The 15,672-nt window shown below is 68.4% G+C and carries 13 protein-coding genes; all 13 read right to left on the bottom strand.

Annotated elements, in window-relative coordinates; all coding sequences use genetic code 11:
- Positions 1 to 12: 12 nt before the first annotated feature.
- Positions 13 to 825 carry an amino acid kinase family protein gene (locus V5F66_RS19370; protein ID WP_012112659.1) on the bottom strand — a complete coding sequence of 271 codons (813 nt, stop codon included), beginning with the start codon at positions 823 to 825 and terminating at the stop codon, positions 13 to 15.
- Between the two features lie 331 nt (positions 826 to 1,156).
- A complete protein-coding gene (locus V5F66_RS19375; RefSeq protein ID WP_012112660.1) occupies positions 1,157 to 1,717 on the bottom strand; it encodes a GNAT family N-acetyltransferase in 561 nt (186 codons plus the stop codon).
- Positions 1,718 to 1,750: 33 nt separating this feature from the next.
- Positions 1,751 to 4,108 (bottom strand): Orn/Lys/Arg family decarboxylase, encoded by a 2,358-nt coding sequence (locus V5F66_RS19380; RefSeq protein WP_394053481.1) that lies wholly within the window; start codon positions 4,106 to 4,108, stop codon positions 1,751 to 1,753.
- A gap of 131 nt (positions 4,109 to 4,239) precedes the next feature.
- Positions 4,240 to 4,944 (bottom strand): ABC transporter ATP-binding protein, encoded by a 705-nt coding sequence (locus tag V5F66_RS19385; RefSeq protein WP_394053479.1) that lies wholly within the window; start codon positions 4,942 to 4,944, stop codon positions 4,240 to 4,242.
- Entirely contained in the window at positions 4,937 to 5,773 is an 837-nt protein-coding gene (locus V5F66_RS19390) for an ABC transporter ATP-binding protein (RefSeq protein ID WP_394053477.1), read from the bottom strand. Before V5F66_RS19390 ends, V5F66_RS19385 begins: the two co-directional genes overlap by 8 nt.
- Complete coding sequence (locus V5F66_RS19395; protein ID WP_394094525.1) at positions 5,770 to 6,813, bottom strand: branched-chain amino acid ABC transporter permease; 1,044 nt, start codon at positions 6,811 to 6,813, stop codon at positions 5,770 to 5,772. The genes V5F66_RS19390 and V5F66_RS19395 overlap by 4 nt, the downstream gene beginning before the upstream one ends.
- Entirely contained in the window at positions 6,810 to 7,682 is an 873-nt protein-coding gene (locus V5F66_RS19400; protein WP_394094526.1) for a branched-chain amino acid ABC transporter permease, read from the bottom strand. The genes V5F66_RS19395 and V5F66_RS19400 overlap by 4 nt, the downstream gene beginning before the upstream one ends.
- 182 nt (positions 7,683 to 7,864) lie before the next feature.
- Positions 7,865 to 9,025: an ABC transporter substrate-binding protein gene (locus V5F66_RS19405; RefSeq protein ID WP_012112666.1), complete on the bottom strand. Its 1,161-nt coding sequence runs from the start codon at positions 9,023 to 9,025 to the stop codon at positions 7,865 to 7,867.
- Between the two features lie 31 nt (positions 9,026 to 9,056).
- The gene (locus tag V5F66_RS19410) at positions 9,057 to 10,274 is read right to left on the bottom strand and encodes a xanthine dehydrogenase family Fe-S subunit (RefSeq protein WP_394053473.1); all 1,218 of its coding nucleotides are present in this window, start codon (positions 10,272 to 10,274) and stop codon (positions 9,057 to 9,059) included.
- A complete protein-coding gene (locus V5F66_RS19415; protein ID WP_394053471.1) occupies positions 10,271 to 11,134 on the bottom strand; it encodes an FAD binding domain-containing protein in 864 nt (287 codons plus the stop codon). The genes V5F66_RS19410 and V5F66_RS19415 overlap by 4 nt, the downstream gene beginning before the upstream one ends.
- Positions 11,131 to 13,488 (bottom strand): xanthine dehydrogenase family protein molybdopterin-binding subunit, encoded by a 2,358-nt coding sequence (locus tag V5F66_RS19420; protein WP_394094527.1) that lies wholly within the window; start codon positions 13,486 to 13,488, stop codon positions 11,131 to 11,133. Before V5F66_RS19420 ends, V5F66_RS19415 begins: the two co-directional genes overlap by 4 nt.
- The gene (locus tag V5F66_RS19425) at positions 13,485 to 14,339 is read right to left on the bottom strand and encodes an alpha/beta hydrolase (RefSeq protein WP_394094528.1); all 855 of its coding nucleotides are present in this window, start codon (positions 14,337 to 14,339) and stop codon (positions 13,485 to 13,487) included. The genes V5F66_RS19420 and V5F66_RS19425 overlap by 4 nt, the downstream gene beginning before the upstream one ends.
- The gene (locus V5F66_RS19430; protein ID WP_394094529.1) at positions 14,336 to 15,613 is read right to left on the bottom strand and encodes an amidohydrolase/deacetylase family metallohydrolase; all 1,278 of its coding nucleotides are present in this window, start codon (positions 15,611 to 15,613) and stop codon (positions 14,336 to 14,338) included. Before V5F66_RS19430 ends, V5F66_RS19425 begins: the two co-directional genes overlap by 4 nt.
- Between the last annotated feature and the right edge of the window lie 59 nt (positions 15,614 to 15,672).

Genomic DNA, 15,672 nt, shown 5'->3' on the forward strand with positions numbered 1-15,672 from the left:
GGCAGTTCTTCTTCAGCTCGCGGTGATGATGGTGCCGACATGCTCGCCGGCGAGCGCGCGGGTCAGGTTGCCGGGGATGAGGCCGTTCACGACCTGCACCTCGCGCACGTGGCGCGCCTTCTTGAGCAGGTCGAGCATGGGGAACTCAAGGATCGAGTCGGCGAGCCCCCGGGCCTTCATCTCGTCCACCGAGATCTTCGGGATGAAGGTGGCGTCCTTGTCGGTCTTCGGGTTGGCGCTGTAGAGGCCGTTCTCGTCCTTCACGAAGATCATCTGCTTGCAGCCGAACTGCTCGGCCAGAAGGAAGCAGCCGGCGTCGGTGCGGTAGGGTGGGATGACGCCCTCGGGGGCGGGGCGCGTCCACAGCGAATAGGGCGGCATGCCGCCGAACACCACGGCGTTGACTTCCGCAAGGTAGAGCGGCACGGCCGAGAGCCCGGCGCCGTCCACCTTGGAGATGCCGTGCTTGGCCAGCAGCTGGCCCAGCATCTCGGCGTTCTGGTCGGCCACCGAGGCGCCGAGCTGGGCGAGCACGCCCGCCGGCAGGTTCAGCTCCGCCGCGATGGAATACAGGTGGCGGGCGCGGGTGCCGGCGCCGGTGCCGATGAGCAGCTTGTGGTTCTTGCGGGCGGCGACGATCTCGTCGATGAGCGGGTAGACGGCGGCGCGGCCGCGGTCGATGACGCTCTGCCCGCCGATCTTGAGCACGGTCGCGTCCGGCAGGATGCGGAAGTCCGCCGAGGTCTCCGCCGCCGCCAGAAGCTGCGCGTCGGTCAGCGATCGCTGCGAGAGGAGCGCTTCGAGCTCCGCCGTCGTATTGGCCATGGAGGTGCCTTTCGTCGTTCTATGTATTGCTTTTGTTTCTAGGGGGTTCGATACGCCCCGCAGCTCGACCCGGCAATATGCGATAATTGCGTACCTTTTTGCCGGTCGGGAAAAAACGACACAGAACGCACAATTAGGGACTTCGGAGCGGGTCCCGACGTCCAGGCCACACGCTTCGAGACCTTCCGGCGCAAAATTGGAGCAATTCGCTTGATAAGCTTGACTGCGTTCGATTGGCGCTGCGCGCGCTTGTCCTTGCGGTAATGCGGCGCACGCTCCGGGTGGCTGCAAAAGCCGGGCGAAAGAGGCGGCCCCCGCTGAGTTTCCCGGTTCAGCGGGTGGAGAGGGGCAGCGGCGGCGGCGGGGTGGTGGAGCCGGGGCCCAGCGAGCGTTGCACCATCACGCTGTCCGACCAGCGGCCGTAGCGATAGGCCACCCCCGGCAGATGGCCCACGCGCACGAATCCGAACTTTTCGTGCAGGGTCAGCGAGGCGGTGTTGTCGGCGTCGATATAGCCGATCATCTGGCGGAATCCGGCCGCCGCGCAGGCATCGATCAGCCCGCGCATGAGGTGGCGGCCGATGCCCTCACCGAGATGCGCGTGGTGCACGTAGATCGAGTGCTTGACGCTGTAGCGATAGGCCGGCCGCTTGCGGAACAGCACCACATAGGCATAGCCCACCACCACCTCGCCGCGGGTTGCGACGAGGTGGGGGAAGCGCCGGCTCTTCAGGTTCTTGCGGCGCTCGCGCAGGTCGTCGGGCTGCGGCGTGTCGCCATCGTCCACGCCTTCCTCGACGCCGCGACGGATATGGTGGCGATAGATCGCCAGCATGGCATCCACGTCCGCTTCCCGCGAGGGGCGGACGACGACAGCTTGCTCCTGCTCCATGGATGGATCCGACACTCCCAAGCTGACCAAAGCCTATTCCGCGACGACGTAAGTATGGAGCCGCACGCGGCCGGATGCATCCGTCTCGCGATACAGGCCCTGGATCTCCACGTCGAAGCCGGGGAACGTGTTGAAGCTGGCTTCGAACATCTTGAGATAGTCGATCATGGGCTTGGCCCGCTCGGTCAGCCGCTCGCCCGGCACGATGGTGGCGATGCCCGGCGGATAGACCACGAAGGGCGTGGTCGCGATGCGGCCGTCGATGGCGTCGATGGGCAGGTAGTCCACGTCGTTGCGCACCAGGCAGCGGGCCGCGTCGTGGGGCGAAAGGGCGATGTCCGGCAGGTGCGCGGCGCGGAACTGCATGGCCTGGAGCGTGCTCACATTGGCGGCGCGGAAGAAGCGGTGCATCTCCCCGCACAGGTCGCGCAGCCGCACGCCCCCATAGCGGGCGGGACGACGGCGGAAAAATTCCGGGATCGCCTCTTCCAGCAGCGCATTCTCGTCATGCAGCTTCTTGAAGGCGACGAGGCCGGAGATGAGCGTGCCCGCCTTCGATGCCTCCACCCCAGGGGTGAGCAGGAACAGCAGGGAATTCAGGTCGTTCTTCTCGGCGACGATGCGGTTCTCGCGCAGATATTGCGCCACCACGGGCGCCGGGATGCCGTGCTCGGCATAGGCGCCGGTGGTGCGGTCGAAGCCGGGGGTCAGAAGGGTCAGCTTGTTGGGGTCGGTCATGGCGAAGCCCGCCGCCATGCCCTCGAAGCCGTGCCAGGCCGCGCCGGGGGTCAGGTGCCAGAAGGCGGGGTTGGTGGCGAGGAGATCGGTGGCGACGCTTTCCCACGGCACCTCATGCACCGCGCCGGGGCTCGACACGTCGGGGATGGCCACCCGGTCCGGCACGAACGGCTCGAAGAACCAGCGGCGCTCGGGGCGAAGCTCCTTCTCCTCGAACTCGCGGCGCACGGCTCGGATCTTCTTCCTGAGCTCGATGCCGAGGCGGATGGTGTCGTCCCACAGCACTTCACCGGACCGGCCCTTCATCATCTGCGCGCCCACGTCGAGGGAGGCGAACAAGGGATAGAAGGGCGAGGTGGAGGCGTGCTGCATGAAGCTCTCGTTGAAGCGCCGGTGCTCCACCCGCCGCTTTTGGCCGGTGATGTGCCGGTCCTTCATGTGGATCTGGGAGGCCTGCGAGAAGCTCGCCAGCTGCTTGTGGGTCGACTGGGTGGCGATGATGCCCGGCGCATCGGGGCCGAGATCGGCAAGGCCCATGGCGAAGCGCCCGGCATAGAGCGGGTGGAACTTCATGAAGCCCGCCCACGCCTCGTCGAACAGGATGTAGTCGGCGAGGTGGCCGATGGCCTTGAGGATCATCTCGGCATTGTGGATGGTGCCGTCATAGGTGCACTGCTCCACCACCGCCACCCGGAACGGGCGCGGTTTCTGCCACGCGTCCGGATCCTTCACCAGGGGATGGGTGCGGATGCGCTCGCGCAGGGCGGTCTCGTCCAGCGCGGCGAAGTCCATGGGGCCGATGAGGCCATGGGCGTTGCGCACGGTGGGCACATAGACCGGGATGCCGCCGGATATCATCAGCGCGCCGTGGTGGGCGGCCTTGTGGTTGTTGCGGTCGAACAGCACCAGGTCGCCGTCGGTGACGAGGGCCGAAAGCGCAACTTTGTTGGAGGTTGAGGTGCCGTTGAGGACGAAATAGGTCTTCTCGGCGCCGAAGATCTTCGCCGCCTCCTTCTGCGCCGCCAGCGCCGGGCCCTCGTGGGTCAGGAGGTCGCCGAGGTCGAGCACGGAATTGTCGAGGTCGTCGCGGAACACCGCCTCGCCCAGATGCTCCATGAACACCCGGCCGATGGGGCTGCGGGAATAGAACACGCCGCCATTGTGCCCGGGGCAGGTCCACAGCTGGTTGCCCTCTTCGGCATAGTCCACCAGCGCGCCGAAGAAGGGGGTCTTCAGCGTCTCGGCATATTGCTTGAGCCGGCTGATGAGGTTCTTGGCGATGAAGGCGGGGGTTTCCTCGGAGAGGAAGACGTAGCCGTCGATGAAGTCCAGCACCTCCACCGGCACATCCTCGAAGCGCTTGCGGCGGATCAGCAGGATGATGGGGAAGTCGAGGCCGCGTCGGCGCATCAGGTTGATGAGGGCGGCGGTCTTGCCCTCCAGCCCCTTCTTGCCCCAGTCCACCAGCATGCAGCCGATGGCGGCATCGGTCTGCACCGCGATCTCGGCGTCTTCGAGGTTGCGGGCCTTCACCACCTCGAAGCCGGAACGCTCGATCTCCGCGACGATCTGGTTGTAGCGGGCGCCCTCCAGATCCTCGGCGTCGAACACCGGGGTCGCGAACAGGAAGTTGAATCGCTTGAAATAGTCCATGTGGGGCACCCGATCTGATCCGGCGGGAGATGTCGACTCCTTCCGTGACAAGCGGGCGACAGAAGTGTGGCCATCCTCCGTCCGCCCCCGCTCCTGCCCCTGCGGGAGACAGGGCGTTCCCCGGCGGGAGATCAGCTGCCGAGATAAGCCGCCCGCACGTGCGGATCGTCGATCAGCTCAGCGCCGGTGCCGGACTTCACGATGCGGCCGGCCTCCAGCAGATAGGCGTAGTCGCACAATTCCAGTGCCGCGAAGGCATTCTGCTCCACCAGCAGCACGGTGGTGCCGGCATCGCGGATGGAACCGATGATGGCGAACATCTGCTCCACGATGTTGGGCGCGAGCCCGAGCGAGGGCTCGTCGAACAGCACCAGCCGGGGGCGCGACATGAGCGCCCGGCCGATGGCCAGCATCTGCTGCTCGCCGCCGGAAAGGGTGCCCGCCATCTGCGCGCGCCGCTCGGCGAGGCGCGGGAAGGTGGCGTAGATGCGGGCGTAGTCGTCCCGGAGGGCGGCATCGCTCGGGCGCAGATAGGCGCCCATGGCGAGGTTGTCGGCGACGCTCATGTGCGGGAACACCCGCCGGCCTTCCGGGCAATGGGCAACGCCGAGGCGCAGCATGCGCTGCGGGCCGGCGCGGGTCACGTCGTCCCCCTCCAGCCGGATTGCGCCGCCGCGTGCCGGAACGAGGCCCGAGATGGAGCGCAGGGTGGTGGATTTGCCCGCCCCGTTGGCGCCCACCAGCGCGACGAGCTGGCCCTGGCCGACGGTGAGCGAGATGCCCTTCAGCGCCGCCACCTGCCCATAGCCGCAGACGAGATCGGAAATCTCAAGCATGGACCGGCTCCTTATGCTCCAGCTTGGCGGCGCTCTTGCCCAGATAGGCCTCGATCACCTTGGGATCGGCGCGGATCGCCGCCGGCGGGCCTTCCGCGATCAGGCGTCCGTAATTGAGGCAGACGATGCGGTCGGAGACTTCCATCACCATGGGCATGTCGTGTTCCACCAGCAGGATGGTGACGCCCTCGTCCCGCACCTTGCGGATGAGCCGCACGAAGCCCTGGGTCTCGGAGGCGTTCATGCCCGACACCGGCTCGTCCAGCAGCAGCATCTTCGGCTCCACCGCCAGCGCCAAAGCGAAGCCTACCAGGCGCTGCTCGCCGTAGGACAGCGATCCCGCCTTCTCGTCGGCGCGGGCGGCAAGGCCCACGAGGTCGAGGATGGCGTCGGCCCGCTCGCGCACCGCGGCTTCCGCGCGCCGGCCGCGCGGGGTGGGAAACAGGCGGTCGAGGAGCGCCACGTCGCCATGGCGGTTGAGGCCGATGAGCACGTTGTCGCGCACCGTGTCGTCGGCAAACACGCTGGTGCGCTGGAAGGTGCGGGCCAGGCCCAGCCGCGCGATCTCGTTGGGCCGGGTCTGGGAGAGGTCCTGCCCGCGAAACAGCACCCGGCCCTGGGTTGGCTTCAGGAAGCCGGTCATGATGTTGAAGGCGGTGGTCTTGCCGGCGCCATTGGGGCCGATGAGGCTCACGATCTCGCCTGCGTGCACGTCGAAATGCAGGTCGGCGATGGCGGTGAGGCCACCGAACCGCATGCCCACATGCTCCACATTGAGGATGGCCATGCCCGCAGGATGGCTCATGGGCGTGCTCTCACGCGTGCTCATGGGTTGGCTCCCGCTTTGGCGCTCTTTGCCGCGATCTTGGCCTCGGCGGCCGCAGGCCCGCGGCGGAGGGCGAGGCTCTCCAGAGCCGGCACGATGCCCCGCGGCATGAGGAACAGGATGGCGATGAGGATGGCGCCGTAGACGATCCATTGCGCTTCCGGCGCCATCACCGGCCGCAGCGCCACCGGCAGCAGGCCGAACAGGATGCCGCCCACCAGCGGGCCGGCCAGCGTGCCCTTGCCGCCCGACACCACCATGATGACCATGGTGACGGTGTAGGAGAACAGGAACACGTCGGGATCGATGATGCGGATGTAATGGGCATAGAGGCTGCCCGCCGCCCCGGCCATGGCGGCGGAGATGGTGGCGGCCACGGTGAGGGTGCGGGTGGCGTTGATGCCGAGGGAGAGCGCGAGGGATTCGTTCTCCTTCAGCCCGCGCATGGCCCGGCCGAAGCGCGAGGCCACCAGCCGGGCGATGACGAGGTAGCTCACCGCCGCCACCGCCAGCACCAGGTAGTAGTTCTGCATCTTGGAGCGCAGCGCCACGTCGCCGAGGCCGGGCACCGGCAGCACCATGTTGGGGATGGCGGTGAGGGCGAGCGGGCCCTGCGTCAGCTCCACCCAGTTCAGCGCCACCAGCCGCACCACCTCGGCGAACGAGATGGTGACGATGACGAAATAGGCTCCCCGCACCCGGAACGACAGCCGGCCGATGAGATAGCCGCACAGTCCCGTAAGGCCGACGGCCAGCACGAAGCCCATCAGCGGCGATCCGCCCTCGTGGGTCACCCGCAGGCCGAACGGCAGGCTCACGTCGAAGCCCAGCGCAGTAAGCGCGCTCACATAGGCGCCGATGCCGAAGAAGGCCACGTGCCCGAGGCTGAGCTGTCCGGTGAAGCCGAGCAGCAGGTTCAGGCTCATGGCGCAGATGGTGAGGATGCCCGTGATGATGAGGGCATTGAGCAGGTAGGGATCCTTCAGCCCGAGCGGAACCAGGGCGAAGACCACGAGGAAGAGGGGGGCGATGAAGCGCGTCATCCGATCCGCTCCGCGCGGGCGAACAGGCCGGTGGGCTTCACCAGCAGCACCGCGATGATGATGAGGAAGCCCATGGCGTCGCGATAGCCCGAGGAGATGTAGCCGGCGCCCAGCTCCTCGGCGAAGGCGAGGATGAAGCCGCCGATGGTCGCCCCGGAGATGGAGCCGAGCCCGCCGAGGATGACGATGGCGAAGGCCTTCACAGCCGCCAGCTCGCCCATCTGCGGGGTCACCACATAGACCGGCCCCAGGAGCGCCCCGGCCGCCGCCGCCAGCGCCGAGCCGATGGCGAAGGTGGCGGTGTAGATGAGGGAGACGTTCACTCCCATCAGCGCCGCAGTGTCGTGGTCCTGGAAGGTGGCGCGCATGGCGCGGCCGAGCTTGGTGCCGTTGATGGTGAAATAGGTGATGGCGATGAGGGCGACCGCCGCCGCCAGCACGAACAGGTTCACGTAGGACAAGGACACCGGCCCGATGACCAGCGGCTGTGCCGGGAACGGGGTCGGCACCGCCTTGGCGACGCCGCCGAAGATCCAAAGCGTGCCCGACTGCATGATGATGCCGGCGCCGATCATCACCAGCATGGTGGTGTCGATGTCGGAGCGGCGCAGCGGCCGCAGCAGCGTGAATTCGATGAAGGCCCCGAGCAGCAGGCCCGCCACCAGCGCCACAGGGAGCGCGACGAAGAAGTTGAGGCCCAGCGCCACCGCCGCCAGATACATGGCGTAGCCGCCAAAGGTGTAGAGCGCGCCGTGGGTGAAGTTCACCACGTTCATGATGCCGAAGATCAAGGTGAGGCCGATGCCCAGCAGCGCATAGGTGCCACCCAGCACTAGCGCGTTCAGGATGTGTTGCAGCAATTGGTCCATCTGGCCTGTCCGTCTGGCATTCGAGGCGGTGCGGCCTTGCGGGCCACGGAAGCGGGAAACCTAGAGAGGGGAACCGGGAGCGGGGTGAGGGAAGGTTTGCGATCAGGGCAGTTGACGGCACCCGATCCCCCACCCCGGCGCCCCCGCGCAAAGGCGGGGGAAGCGCCGGTCGAGGGCGGGCATCAGCCGCCGAGCTGAACCTGCTTCACCTTCCCGTCGGTGATCTCGATCAGGTACACGTTGGGCTTCGACTGGCCGCTCTCCTTGCCGGCCGGGCCGCTCTTGGCGAACTTGATGGGGCCGTTGAGGCCCACCATGTCGACCTTCCAGAAACCCTTCTGGATGGAGGCGGGATCGGTGCCGCCGCCGGCCGCGATGGCAGCCGCCACGGTGCGGATGCCGTCATAGCCGCGGAAGCTCTCGGTGGCGCCGGCAAACTCGAAGCCGCGCTTCTTCCACTCGCCGAGGAAATAGGCGGTGGCCTCGGGGTTCGGGGTCTTCTCCGGCCACCAGGGCAGGAAGGTGGTGAGGTGCATGGTGTTGTCGGCCGCAGGTCCCGCCTGGGCGATGATCTGGTCCGGGTTCTGCGAGCCGCCGGTGGTGATGACGCGCTTCTTCAGGCCGAGGGCGGCCATCTGCTTGAACAGCAGGGTCAGCTGGTCAACGGCGCTGGTCACCATGATGGTGTCGGCATCGGAGGCCTTCAGCTTGGAGAGCTGGGCGCTCATGTCCTGGGCCGACTGGTCCATGGTCTCGGTCAGGCCGACCTCCACGCCGTTGGCCTTCAGCATCTTGGAGAAGTCAGCCGCGGCGCCGCGACCCCAGTCATTGTTGATGACGAGGAAGTCCACCTTCTTCAGCCCGAGCTTCTTGGCGATGGGCTCGAACGCGTCGGCCTCCACCGAGGACGGCGGCGAGATGCGGAAGATGAAGGGATTGCCGGAGGTGGTGATCTTGCCGGAGGAGGAGGTCTCCACCAGCATGGGCACCTGGTATTCCTCCAGCTTCGGCATGGTGGCCAGCGTCAGGCTGGAGCCCCAGGAGCCCATCAGCACCGGCACCTTGTCGGAGGTGATGAGCTTTTCCGCCACCGAGGCAGCCTCGGTGGGGTTGCTCTTGTTGTCCTCGATGACGAGCTCGATCTTCTTGCCAAGCACGCCACCCTTCGCGTTGATCTCGTCGGCGGCGATCTTGGCGCCGTTCACCACATAGGTGCCGGAGGCCGCGAAGGCGCCGGTGAGGGGCTCGTTGACGCCGATCTTGATGGTGTCGGCGGCCATCGCCGTGCCGGCGAGGAGGCTGAAGGCGAGGGCCGCGAGTGTCGTCCTGCGCGAAATCATCATGATGGTCTCCAGTCTCATTGGGCAGTCAGGGTCAGGAAGCGGGGCGGATGCGGCGCCACAGGGCGCCGAGCCGTTGGGAAATCAGGGCTGTCAGCAGCTTGAGCGGGTTGAGGCCGGGGCCTGTCGCCGCCGGCGCCGGCGCGCCGGAAAGGCGGGCCTCAAGATTTGCGGCGAAATCGGCGATGAGCCGGCCCGCCACCTCGCGCACGAGGCCCGGCCGGCCGAACTGGGCGAGCGGGCCCTTCAGCGTGTAGCCCACGCTGAGCGCCACCCGGGCCGAGCCGGGTGTCGTCCCCGGCAGGACGCGATAGCGGATCTCGCCCTCGGTGCGCGAGCGGCCGTCCCCTCCGGCGCCGTGGATGGTGCCGCTGGAGGTGGCCTCGTCGCGGCGGATGCGCGCGGTGCCGCGGAAGGTGGTGCCGATGGGGCCGAGCTTCACCCGCATGCCGCCTTCCACCAGATCGGCGGCCGGCCTGGCGTCGATCACCGCGCCCGGCAGGCAGGCTGCCACGTCCTCGATCCTGCCGAAGAAGGCGAACACGTCGGCGGGTGGGAACGGTACCTCGAAGCCCTGCTCGAAACTGTTGGCGGGGATGAAGTTTTCGCCGACGGTGAGTGGAGCCGCAGCCGGCGCTGCGAGGGCGGCCACGGTCGCCAGTGGAACGGCGATTGCCGTCGCCCCGCCGGCCCGCGCGCCCACCGGCCCGAGCCGCCGTTCGGCCGTAAGCGGGCCGATGCCCTGCGCCCGCCGCGCGGCGATGACCGAGGCCACCGCCTTGACGATGCCGGCATAACCCGTGCAGCGGCACAGGTTGCCCGCAAGACCGAGGCGGATGCGCGCCTCGTCCGCTTCCGGCAGGCGCAGCACCAGGTCGCGGGCCGAGACCAGCATGCCCGGCGTGCAGAAGCCGCATTGCAGGGCGTGCTCACGATTGAAGGCGGCGCGCAGCTCTGCGGTCACCGCGTCATCGTCGAGCCCCTCGATGGTGACCACGTCCGCGCCCTGGCAGGCGGCGGCAAACGAGATGCAGGCGCGGGCCGGCTCGCCGTCCACCAGGATGGTGCAGGCGCCGCAAACCCCATGCTCGCAGCCAATGTGGGTGCCGGTGAGGTTCAGCGTATCCCGCACCAGATCAGCGAGATTGGTGCGCGCTTCCGCCGTCGCAGCGACGGAGCGGCCGTTGAGGGTGAGGGTGATCATGGGCGAGGCGCCAAGGGCTGTGCCTTCCGGCCGGGGCAGGGCGTTCATGCGGCGCTCCGCGTCTCGGTGAAGAGGTTCGCCGCCTGCGCAGCGGCGCGGCGCAGCACCTCCACATGCACGTGGCGGTCGACCGCATCGTCCATGCCGGCGGCGGTGAGGGCGGCGTCGGCGGCGGCTGCGTCGAAGCGGGCGGCAAAACCGGCATCGATGCGGCCGCCAAAGAGGAAGCCGGCATCGGGGAAGACGAGGGGCGGGGCGTCGATGGCGCCCATCAGCGCGCGACAGGTTCCCGCTGCCGGGTCCACCAGCACGGCGCCGATGGCGTGGGCGAACTCGCCCACCTTCCGGCAGTGCTTCACATAGCCGAAGCGCGCGGAGGCGGGCACCTTGGGCACCCGCACGGCGACGAGGATTTCCCCGGCCGCCAGTGCGGTCGAAAGAGCGCCCGTGAAAAACTGCGCCAGGGTGAGGCGCCGGGTGCCGGCAGGGCCGGCGATCTCCACTTCGGCGCCGAGGGCGGACAGGGCATTCACCCAGTCGGCTGCGGGGTCGGCATGGGCAAGGCTTCCGCCCATGGTGCCGCGATTGCGCACCGCGCGATAGGCGATGCCGCCCGCCACCCGGCGCAGGATGTGCGCGCCCACATCCGGCACGCGCCCGTCTTCCACGTCCGCATGGGTGACGAGGGCGCCATAGACCATGTGGCCCGGCTCCTCGCGCACCGTGCGCAAGGCCTCGATGCCGGTGAGGTCCACGATCAGATCGGGCGCGGCGAGGCGCAGGTTCAGCATGGGGCCGAGGGACTGAGAGCCGGCCATGGCCTTCGCCCCGTCGCCGCCGGTGGCGAGGAGAGCCGTGGCACCGGCGATGTCGCGCGGACGTTCCAGGCGGAAGGGCGCGGGCTTCATGCGGCGCTCCTGCCGTTGGCGCGGGCCGCAAGCACGCTCTCGACGATGCGGCGCGGGGTGACGGGCGCGCGCAGCATCTCGCTTCCCAGCGGGCGCAGCGCGTCGTTGATGGCGTTGGCGATGGCCGCCGGCGGCGCGATGGCACCGCCTTCGCCGATGCCCTTCACGCCGAATGTCGTGTAGGGCGAGGGCGTTGCCATATGATCGATGAAGGGCAGGGGCACTTCCGGCGCGCCGGGCAGCAGATAGTCCGCCAGCGTCGATGCGAGCGGCTGGCCGGAGCTGTCGAACGGCATTTCCTCGTAAAGCGCCGTGCCGATGCCCTGCGCGAGGCCGCCGAGGATCTGCCCGTCCACCACCATGGGGTTCACCAGCGTGCCGCCATCTTCCACGATGACGTAGTCGAGGATCTCCACCTCGCCCAGCTCCGGATCCACCGCCACCACCACCGCATGGGCGGCATAGCTGAAGGTGCCACTGTCGCGCTGCGGCTTGTAGCCGGCGGTCACTTCCAGCCCGTGGGGATCCACGTCCGCCGGCAGGTCCTGCGGGCGGCGGTACCAGGTATGGGCGATCTGGCTGATGGTCACATCGCCCGCCGGGCCGACCACGCGCCCGTTTTCGAGACGCACCTGATCCACGGGCGCCTGCAGCATGTGGGCGCCGATGCGCCGGACACGCTCGGCGAGTTCCGTGCAGGCGGTGGCCACCGCCCCGCCCGCCATCACCATCACCCGCGAGCCCCAGCTTCCCGTGGAATAGGGAGTCATGGCGGTGTCGCCGTGCACCAGCCGGGTGCGGGCGACGGGAATGCCGAGGATTTCGTGCGCCACCTGGGCCAGCGTGGTCTCCAGCCCCTGGCCGTGGGAATGGGCGCCGATGCGCAGTTCCAGCCCGCCGTCGGGGGTGAGGCGTGCGCCGGCCTGCTCGTGGCCGGGCACCATGGGAATGCCCCAACCGGAATAGACCGAGGTGCCGTGCGCCGCCTGCTCGCAATAGATGGAGAGGCCGAGGCCGATGCGCCGGCCATCCGCCTCGCCCGCCGTCTGGCGCGCGCGCACCGCCTCCACCTGGATGGCATCGAGGGCACGATGGAGCGCCTGCGGATAATCGCCGCTGTCGAAATGCTTGTTGGTGATGTTGTCGAACGGCATCTGCTCGGGCCGCACCAGGTTCTTCAGCCGCACCACTTCGGGGGCAAGGCCCAGCTCCGCAGCCAGCGCATCCAGCGCCACTTCCAGCGCGAAGCACACGCCGGTGCGCGCCACGCCGCGATAGGGCAGGATCGGGCACTTGTTGGTGGCCACCGACCAGGTGCGGCAGCGGTAGGCGGGAAAGTCGTAGGGGCCGGGCAGGATGCTCGCCACCTGCGCGGCCTCAAGGCACGCGGAGAAGGGATAGGCGGAATAGGCGCCGCTATCCACGCTCGCCTCACAGTCGATGCCGCGCAACGTCCCGTCGCGCTCGGCATAAAGCGTGATCTCGTAGTGGTGTTCGCGGCAATTGGCGTTGGCGGTGAGGTGTTCGCGCCGGTCTTCCAGCCAGCGCACCGGGCGGCGCAGTTTCTGCGCCAGCCAGCCCAGGCAGACCTCCTCCGCCAGCAGGATGGCCTTGTAGCCGAAGCCACCGCCCACATCCGGGGAGATGATGCGGATCTGGCCTTCTTCCATCGAGAGGCATTCGGAGAGGCCTGAGCGCACGATGTGCGGCATCTGGCTGGCGGTGTGCACCACCAGCTGGTCGCTGCGGTGGTCGAAATGGATGATGGCGCCGCGCCCCTCGATGGGGGCCATGCATTGGCGCGCGGTGGAAATGGTGCGCGAGACCTTCACCGGCGCGTCGAAGGCGGCCTCGATATTGATGTTCACGAGGCTTTCGAGGAAGACGTTGTCGCCCCAATGCTCGTGCACGAGGGGGGCGCCGGGCTTGCGCGCCTCCAGCATGTTGTGGAGGGCGGGCAGCTCCTCGAGATCCAGCTCCACGCGGGCGGCCATGTCCTCGGCCTCGGCGCGGGTGTCGGCGACGCATATGGCGATCAATTCGCCCACCTGCCGCACCTTGCCGAGGGCCAACACCGGCTGTTCGGACACCTTGAAGCCCGGCAGGCCGGAGACGGCGCGGATGGGCTTCACCCCGTCGAGATCGGCGGCGGTGAAGACGCGGCCCTTCAGGTCGTCCGGCACGTGGATGGCGCGGATGCGGGCATGGGCCAAAGGGCTGCGGACGAAGGCCACGTCCTGCATGCCGGTCATGCGGATATCGGCGATAAACTGGCCGCGCCCGCGCATCAGCCGGTCGTCTTCCTTGCGGGGAAGACGGGCGCCGACGCCTTCGTGCATCTGGGTCTCACTCATGCGGCGGCTCCCGGCATCAGGTCGAGGGCGGCGCGCACCAGCTGGCCGTCGGGGCGGCGCAATTCGTCGAGGATGGAGAAGTGGTTGGCGCCGGCGATGGGCAGCAGCGCTCCTGGCGCATGGGCCGCCGTCCGCCGGGCGGCAAGCGCACGGGAGTCTTGCACCAGCGCCGGCAGTTCCGCCGTGCCGTAGGCGATGGCCAGCGGCTTTTGCGACGGCGCATGGCGCAGCGGCGACAAGGTCGCGATTTCCGCATCCGACAGGTCGAGCGGACCATTCAGGAAGGTGTCGCGGATCGGCGCCAGCTCATAGACGCCGGACACCGCGAGGCCGGCGGTGACGGCCGGATGGTCCAGCTGCATCACCGCGAGCTGCGCGCCGGCCGACCAGCCGGAGATCACCAGCGGCCCGGTGATGCCATAGGCCGCGCCATCGCGGGCAATCAGATTCAGCGCCGCGCCGATCTCCGCCACGATCTGGCCGAGGCGCGCCTCGGGTGCCAGCGTGTAGCCGGGCATGGCCACCGACCAGCCGTGGGCGAGAGGCCCCTGCGCATAATGAGCGAAGGCCTCGCGGGTGTTGCGCTGCCAATATCCACCATGGATGAAAACGAGGCACGGCGCGCCCGCCCGGCCGGGATAAAGGTCGAGCTTCTGTCGCGCGCCGTCGCCATAGGGGATGTCGAGATGGGCGCGCGCCGTGGCGCGAAATTCCGCCGCCGCGAGGTCGCGCGCCGCCACCCACGCCGCGCTGTCGGGCACCGCGGCGTTGTTATTGTAGGCGGCATCCCGCTCGGCCTGGGACAGGGTATCCCAGATCGCCTGCGGGGCCGGAGCGGCGGCCGCGCTCACGCCGCCACCGCCTGGGGCAGGATGGGGGCCCTGGCATCGAAACGCTTGCCGGCGCGCAGGCAGAAGGCGGGGGTGAGCAGCCGCTCGGCGATCACCTTGGTGTCCTCGTTGTCGCGCAGCAGGAAGCGGCCGCGATGGTCGTCCAGCACCGAGACATCGGCGGCATAGCCCACCTTCAGCGCGCCGATGCGATCGGTGAGGCCGATCATCTTCGCCGGGTTGCTGGTGACCATGGGCACCACGTCGGCGAGCGACAGGCCGAGGGCCATCATGGAGCTCATGGCCTGGGTCAGGCTGAAGCGGGCCTGGCCCTTGAAGGGGTGGTTCTCGTCGTCATAGTGCTCCGCCGGGGTGCCGGCGGGGGGCGGCACATGGGTGTTGTAGCCATGCATGTCCGCACCCAGCGTGTGGGGCACGACGCCGGCGGAAATGGCTTTTTTCGCAAGGCGGTAGGAGAAGTGGCTGCCGTGGCCCACATCCACCTTCAGGCCGCGGTCGAGGGCGGCGCGGATGACGTGGTGGACCTCGCCCTGCTGGTTCACGAAGCCGCCGGGATGGCGGGTGAAGGGGTGGGCCAGCACGTCGCCTTCCTTCAGCAGCGGGATGACGCGCTCCAGGATGGTGTCGGCGTCCTCGCCGTTGGCGCCGCTCTCGGGCAGGCCCCACAGGGTGCCGAAATGCACATAGAGCGGGAGTTCGGCACGGCGGGCGATCTCCGCTGCCATCTCCATCACCCTGATGCCCCAGCGGGCGAAGCCGCCGATTTCCGCATGGCCCTTGATGCCGCGCACCAGGTCGCGGTTGGCGATGGCCGAGCGCACGGTGGCGTCGATATCGACACATTCGGGGCTGTACAGGTTCGGGTAGTAATGGCCCTCGAGCCCGCCCACCAGATAGGCCGAGAGGAAGGCGTAGATCCGGGTATCGGAAGGTTCGGCGATGAACTTCCGGAACCCCGGCAGGGTCATGCAGGAGGGGCCGCCCTGGTCGATGACGGTGGTGACGCCGGAGTCGACCCCCACCATATCCGGGTTCAGGCCGAAGCGGCCGGTGACGTACTGGTAGACGTGGCCATGGGTGTCGATCATGCCCGGCAGCACCAGCTTGCCGGAGACATCGATGACCTCGGCCGCGCCCGACGGCAGGATGGTGGGTTCCACCGCCGCGATGCGACCATCGCGGATCGCCACGTCAAAGGTGCCGTCGATGCCGGAGGCAGGGCAGATGACGTGTCCGCCCTTGAGGAGGATATCGTAGCCCGCGGGGTCAGCCATCTGGATCTCCGTCCATGTCTGCGCGACTGGCGCGCTGCATTGAAAAAGCGAAGTATGCT

This window comes from Xanthobacter versatilis (assembly GCF_043193975.1).
GTDB lineage: Bacteria > Pseudomonadota > Alphaproteobacteria > Rhizobiales > Xanthobacteraceae > Xanthobacter > Xanthobacter autotrophicus_E.

Excerpts from the sequence above, each read along its gene's own strand:
- V5F66_RS19385 (WP_394053479.1), bottom strand. The coding sequence starts at position 4,944 with ATGCTTGAGATTTCCGATCTCGTCTGCGGCTATGGGCAGGTGGCGGCG.
- V5F66_RS19390 (WP_394053477.1), bottom strand. The coding sequence starts at position 5,773 with ATGAGCACGCGTGAGAGCACGCCCATGAGCCATCCTGCGGGCATGGCC.
- V5F66_RS19375 (WP_012112660.1), bottom strand. The coding sequence starts at position 1,717 with ATGGAGCAGGAGCAAGCTGTCGTCGTCCGCCCCTCGCGGGAAGCGGAC.
- V5F66_RS19395 (WP_394094525.1), bottom strand. The coding sequence starts at position 6,813 with ATGACGCGCTTCATCGCCCCCCTCTTCCTCGTGGTCTTCGCCCTGGTT.
- V5F66_RS19405 (WP_012112666.1), bottom strand. The coding sequence starts at position 9,025 with ATGATGATTTCGCGCAGGACGACACTCGCGGCCCTCGCCTTCAGCCTC.
- V5F66_RS19420 (WP_394094527.1), bottom strand. The coding sequence starts at position 13,488 with ATGAGTGAGACCCAGATGCACGAAGGCGTCGGCGCCCGTCTTCCCCGC.
- V5F66_RS19370 (WP_012112659.1), bottom strand. The coding sequence starts at position 825 with ATGGCCAATACGACGGCGGAGCTCGAAGCGCTCCTCTCGCAGCGATCG.
- V5F66_RS19410 (WP_394053473.1), bottom strand. The coding sequence starts at position 10,274 with ATGAACGCCCTGCCCCGGCCGGAAGGCACAGCCCTTGGCGCCTCGCCC.
- V5F66_RS19400 (WP_394094526.1), bottom strand. The coding sequence starts at position 7,682 with ATGGACCAATTGCTGCAACACATCCTGAACGCGCTAGTGCTGGGTGGC.
- V5F66_RS19380 (WP_394053481.1), bottom strand. The coding sequence starts at position 4,108 with ATGGACTATTTCAAGCGATTCAACTTCCTGTTCGCGACCCCGGTGTTC.
- V5F66_RS19415 (WP_394053471.1), bottom strand. The coding sequence starts at position 11,134 with ATGAAGCCCGCGCCCTTCCGCCTGGAACGTCCGCGCGACATCGCCGGT.
- V5F66_RS19430 (WP_394094529.1), bottom strand. The coding sequence starts at position 15,613 with ATGGCTGACCCCGCGGGCTACGATATCCTCCTCAAGGGCGGACACGTC.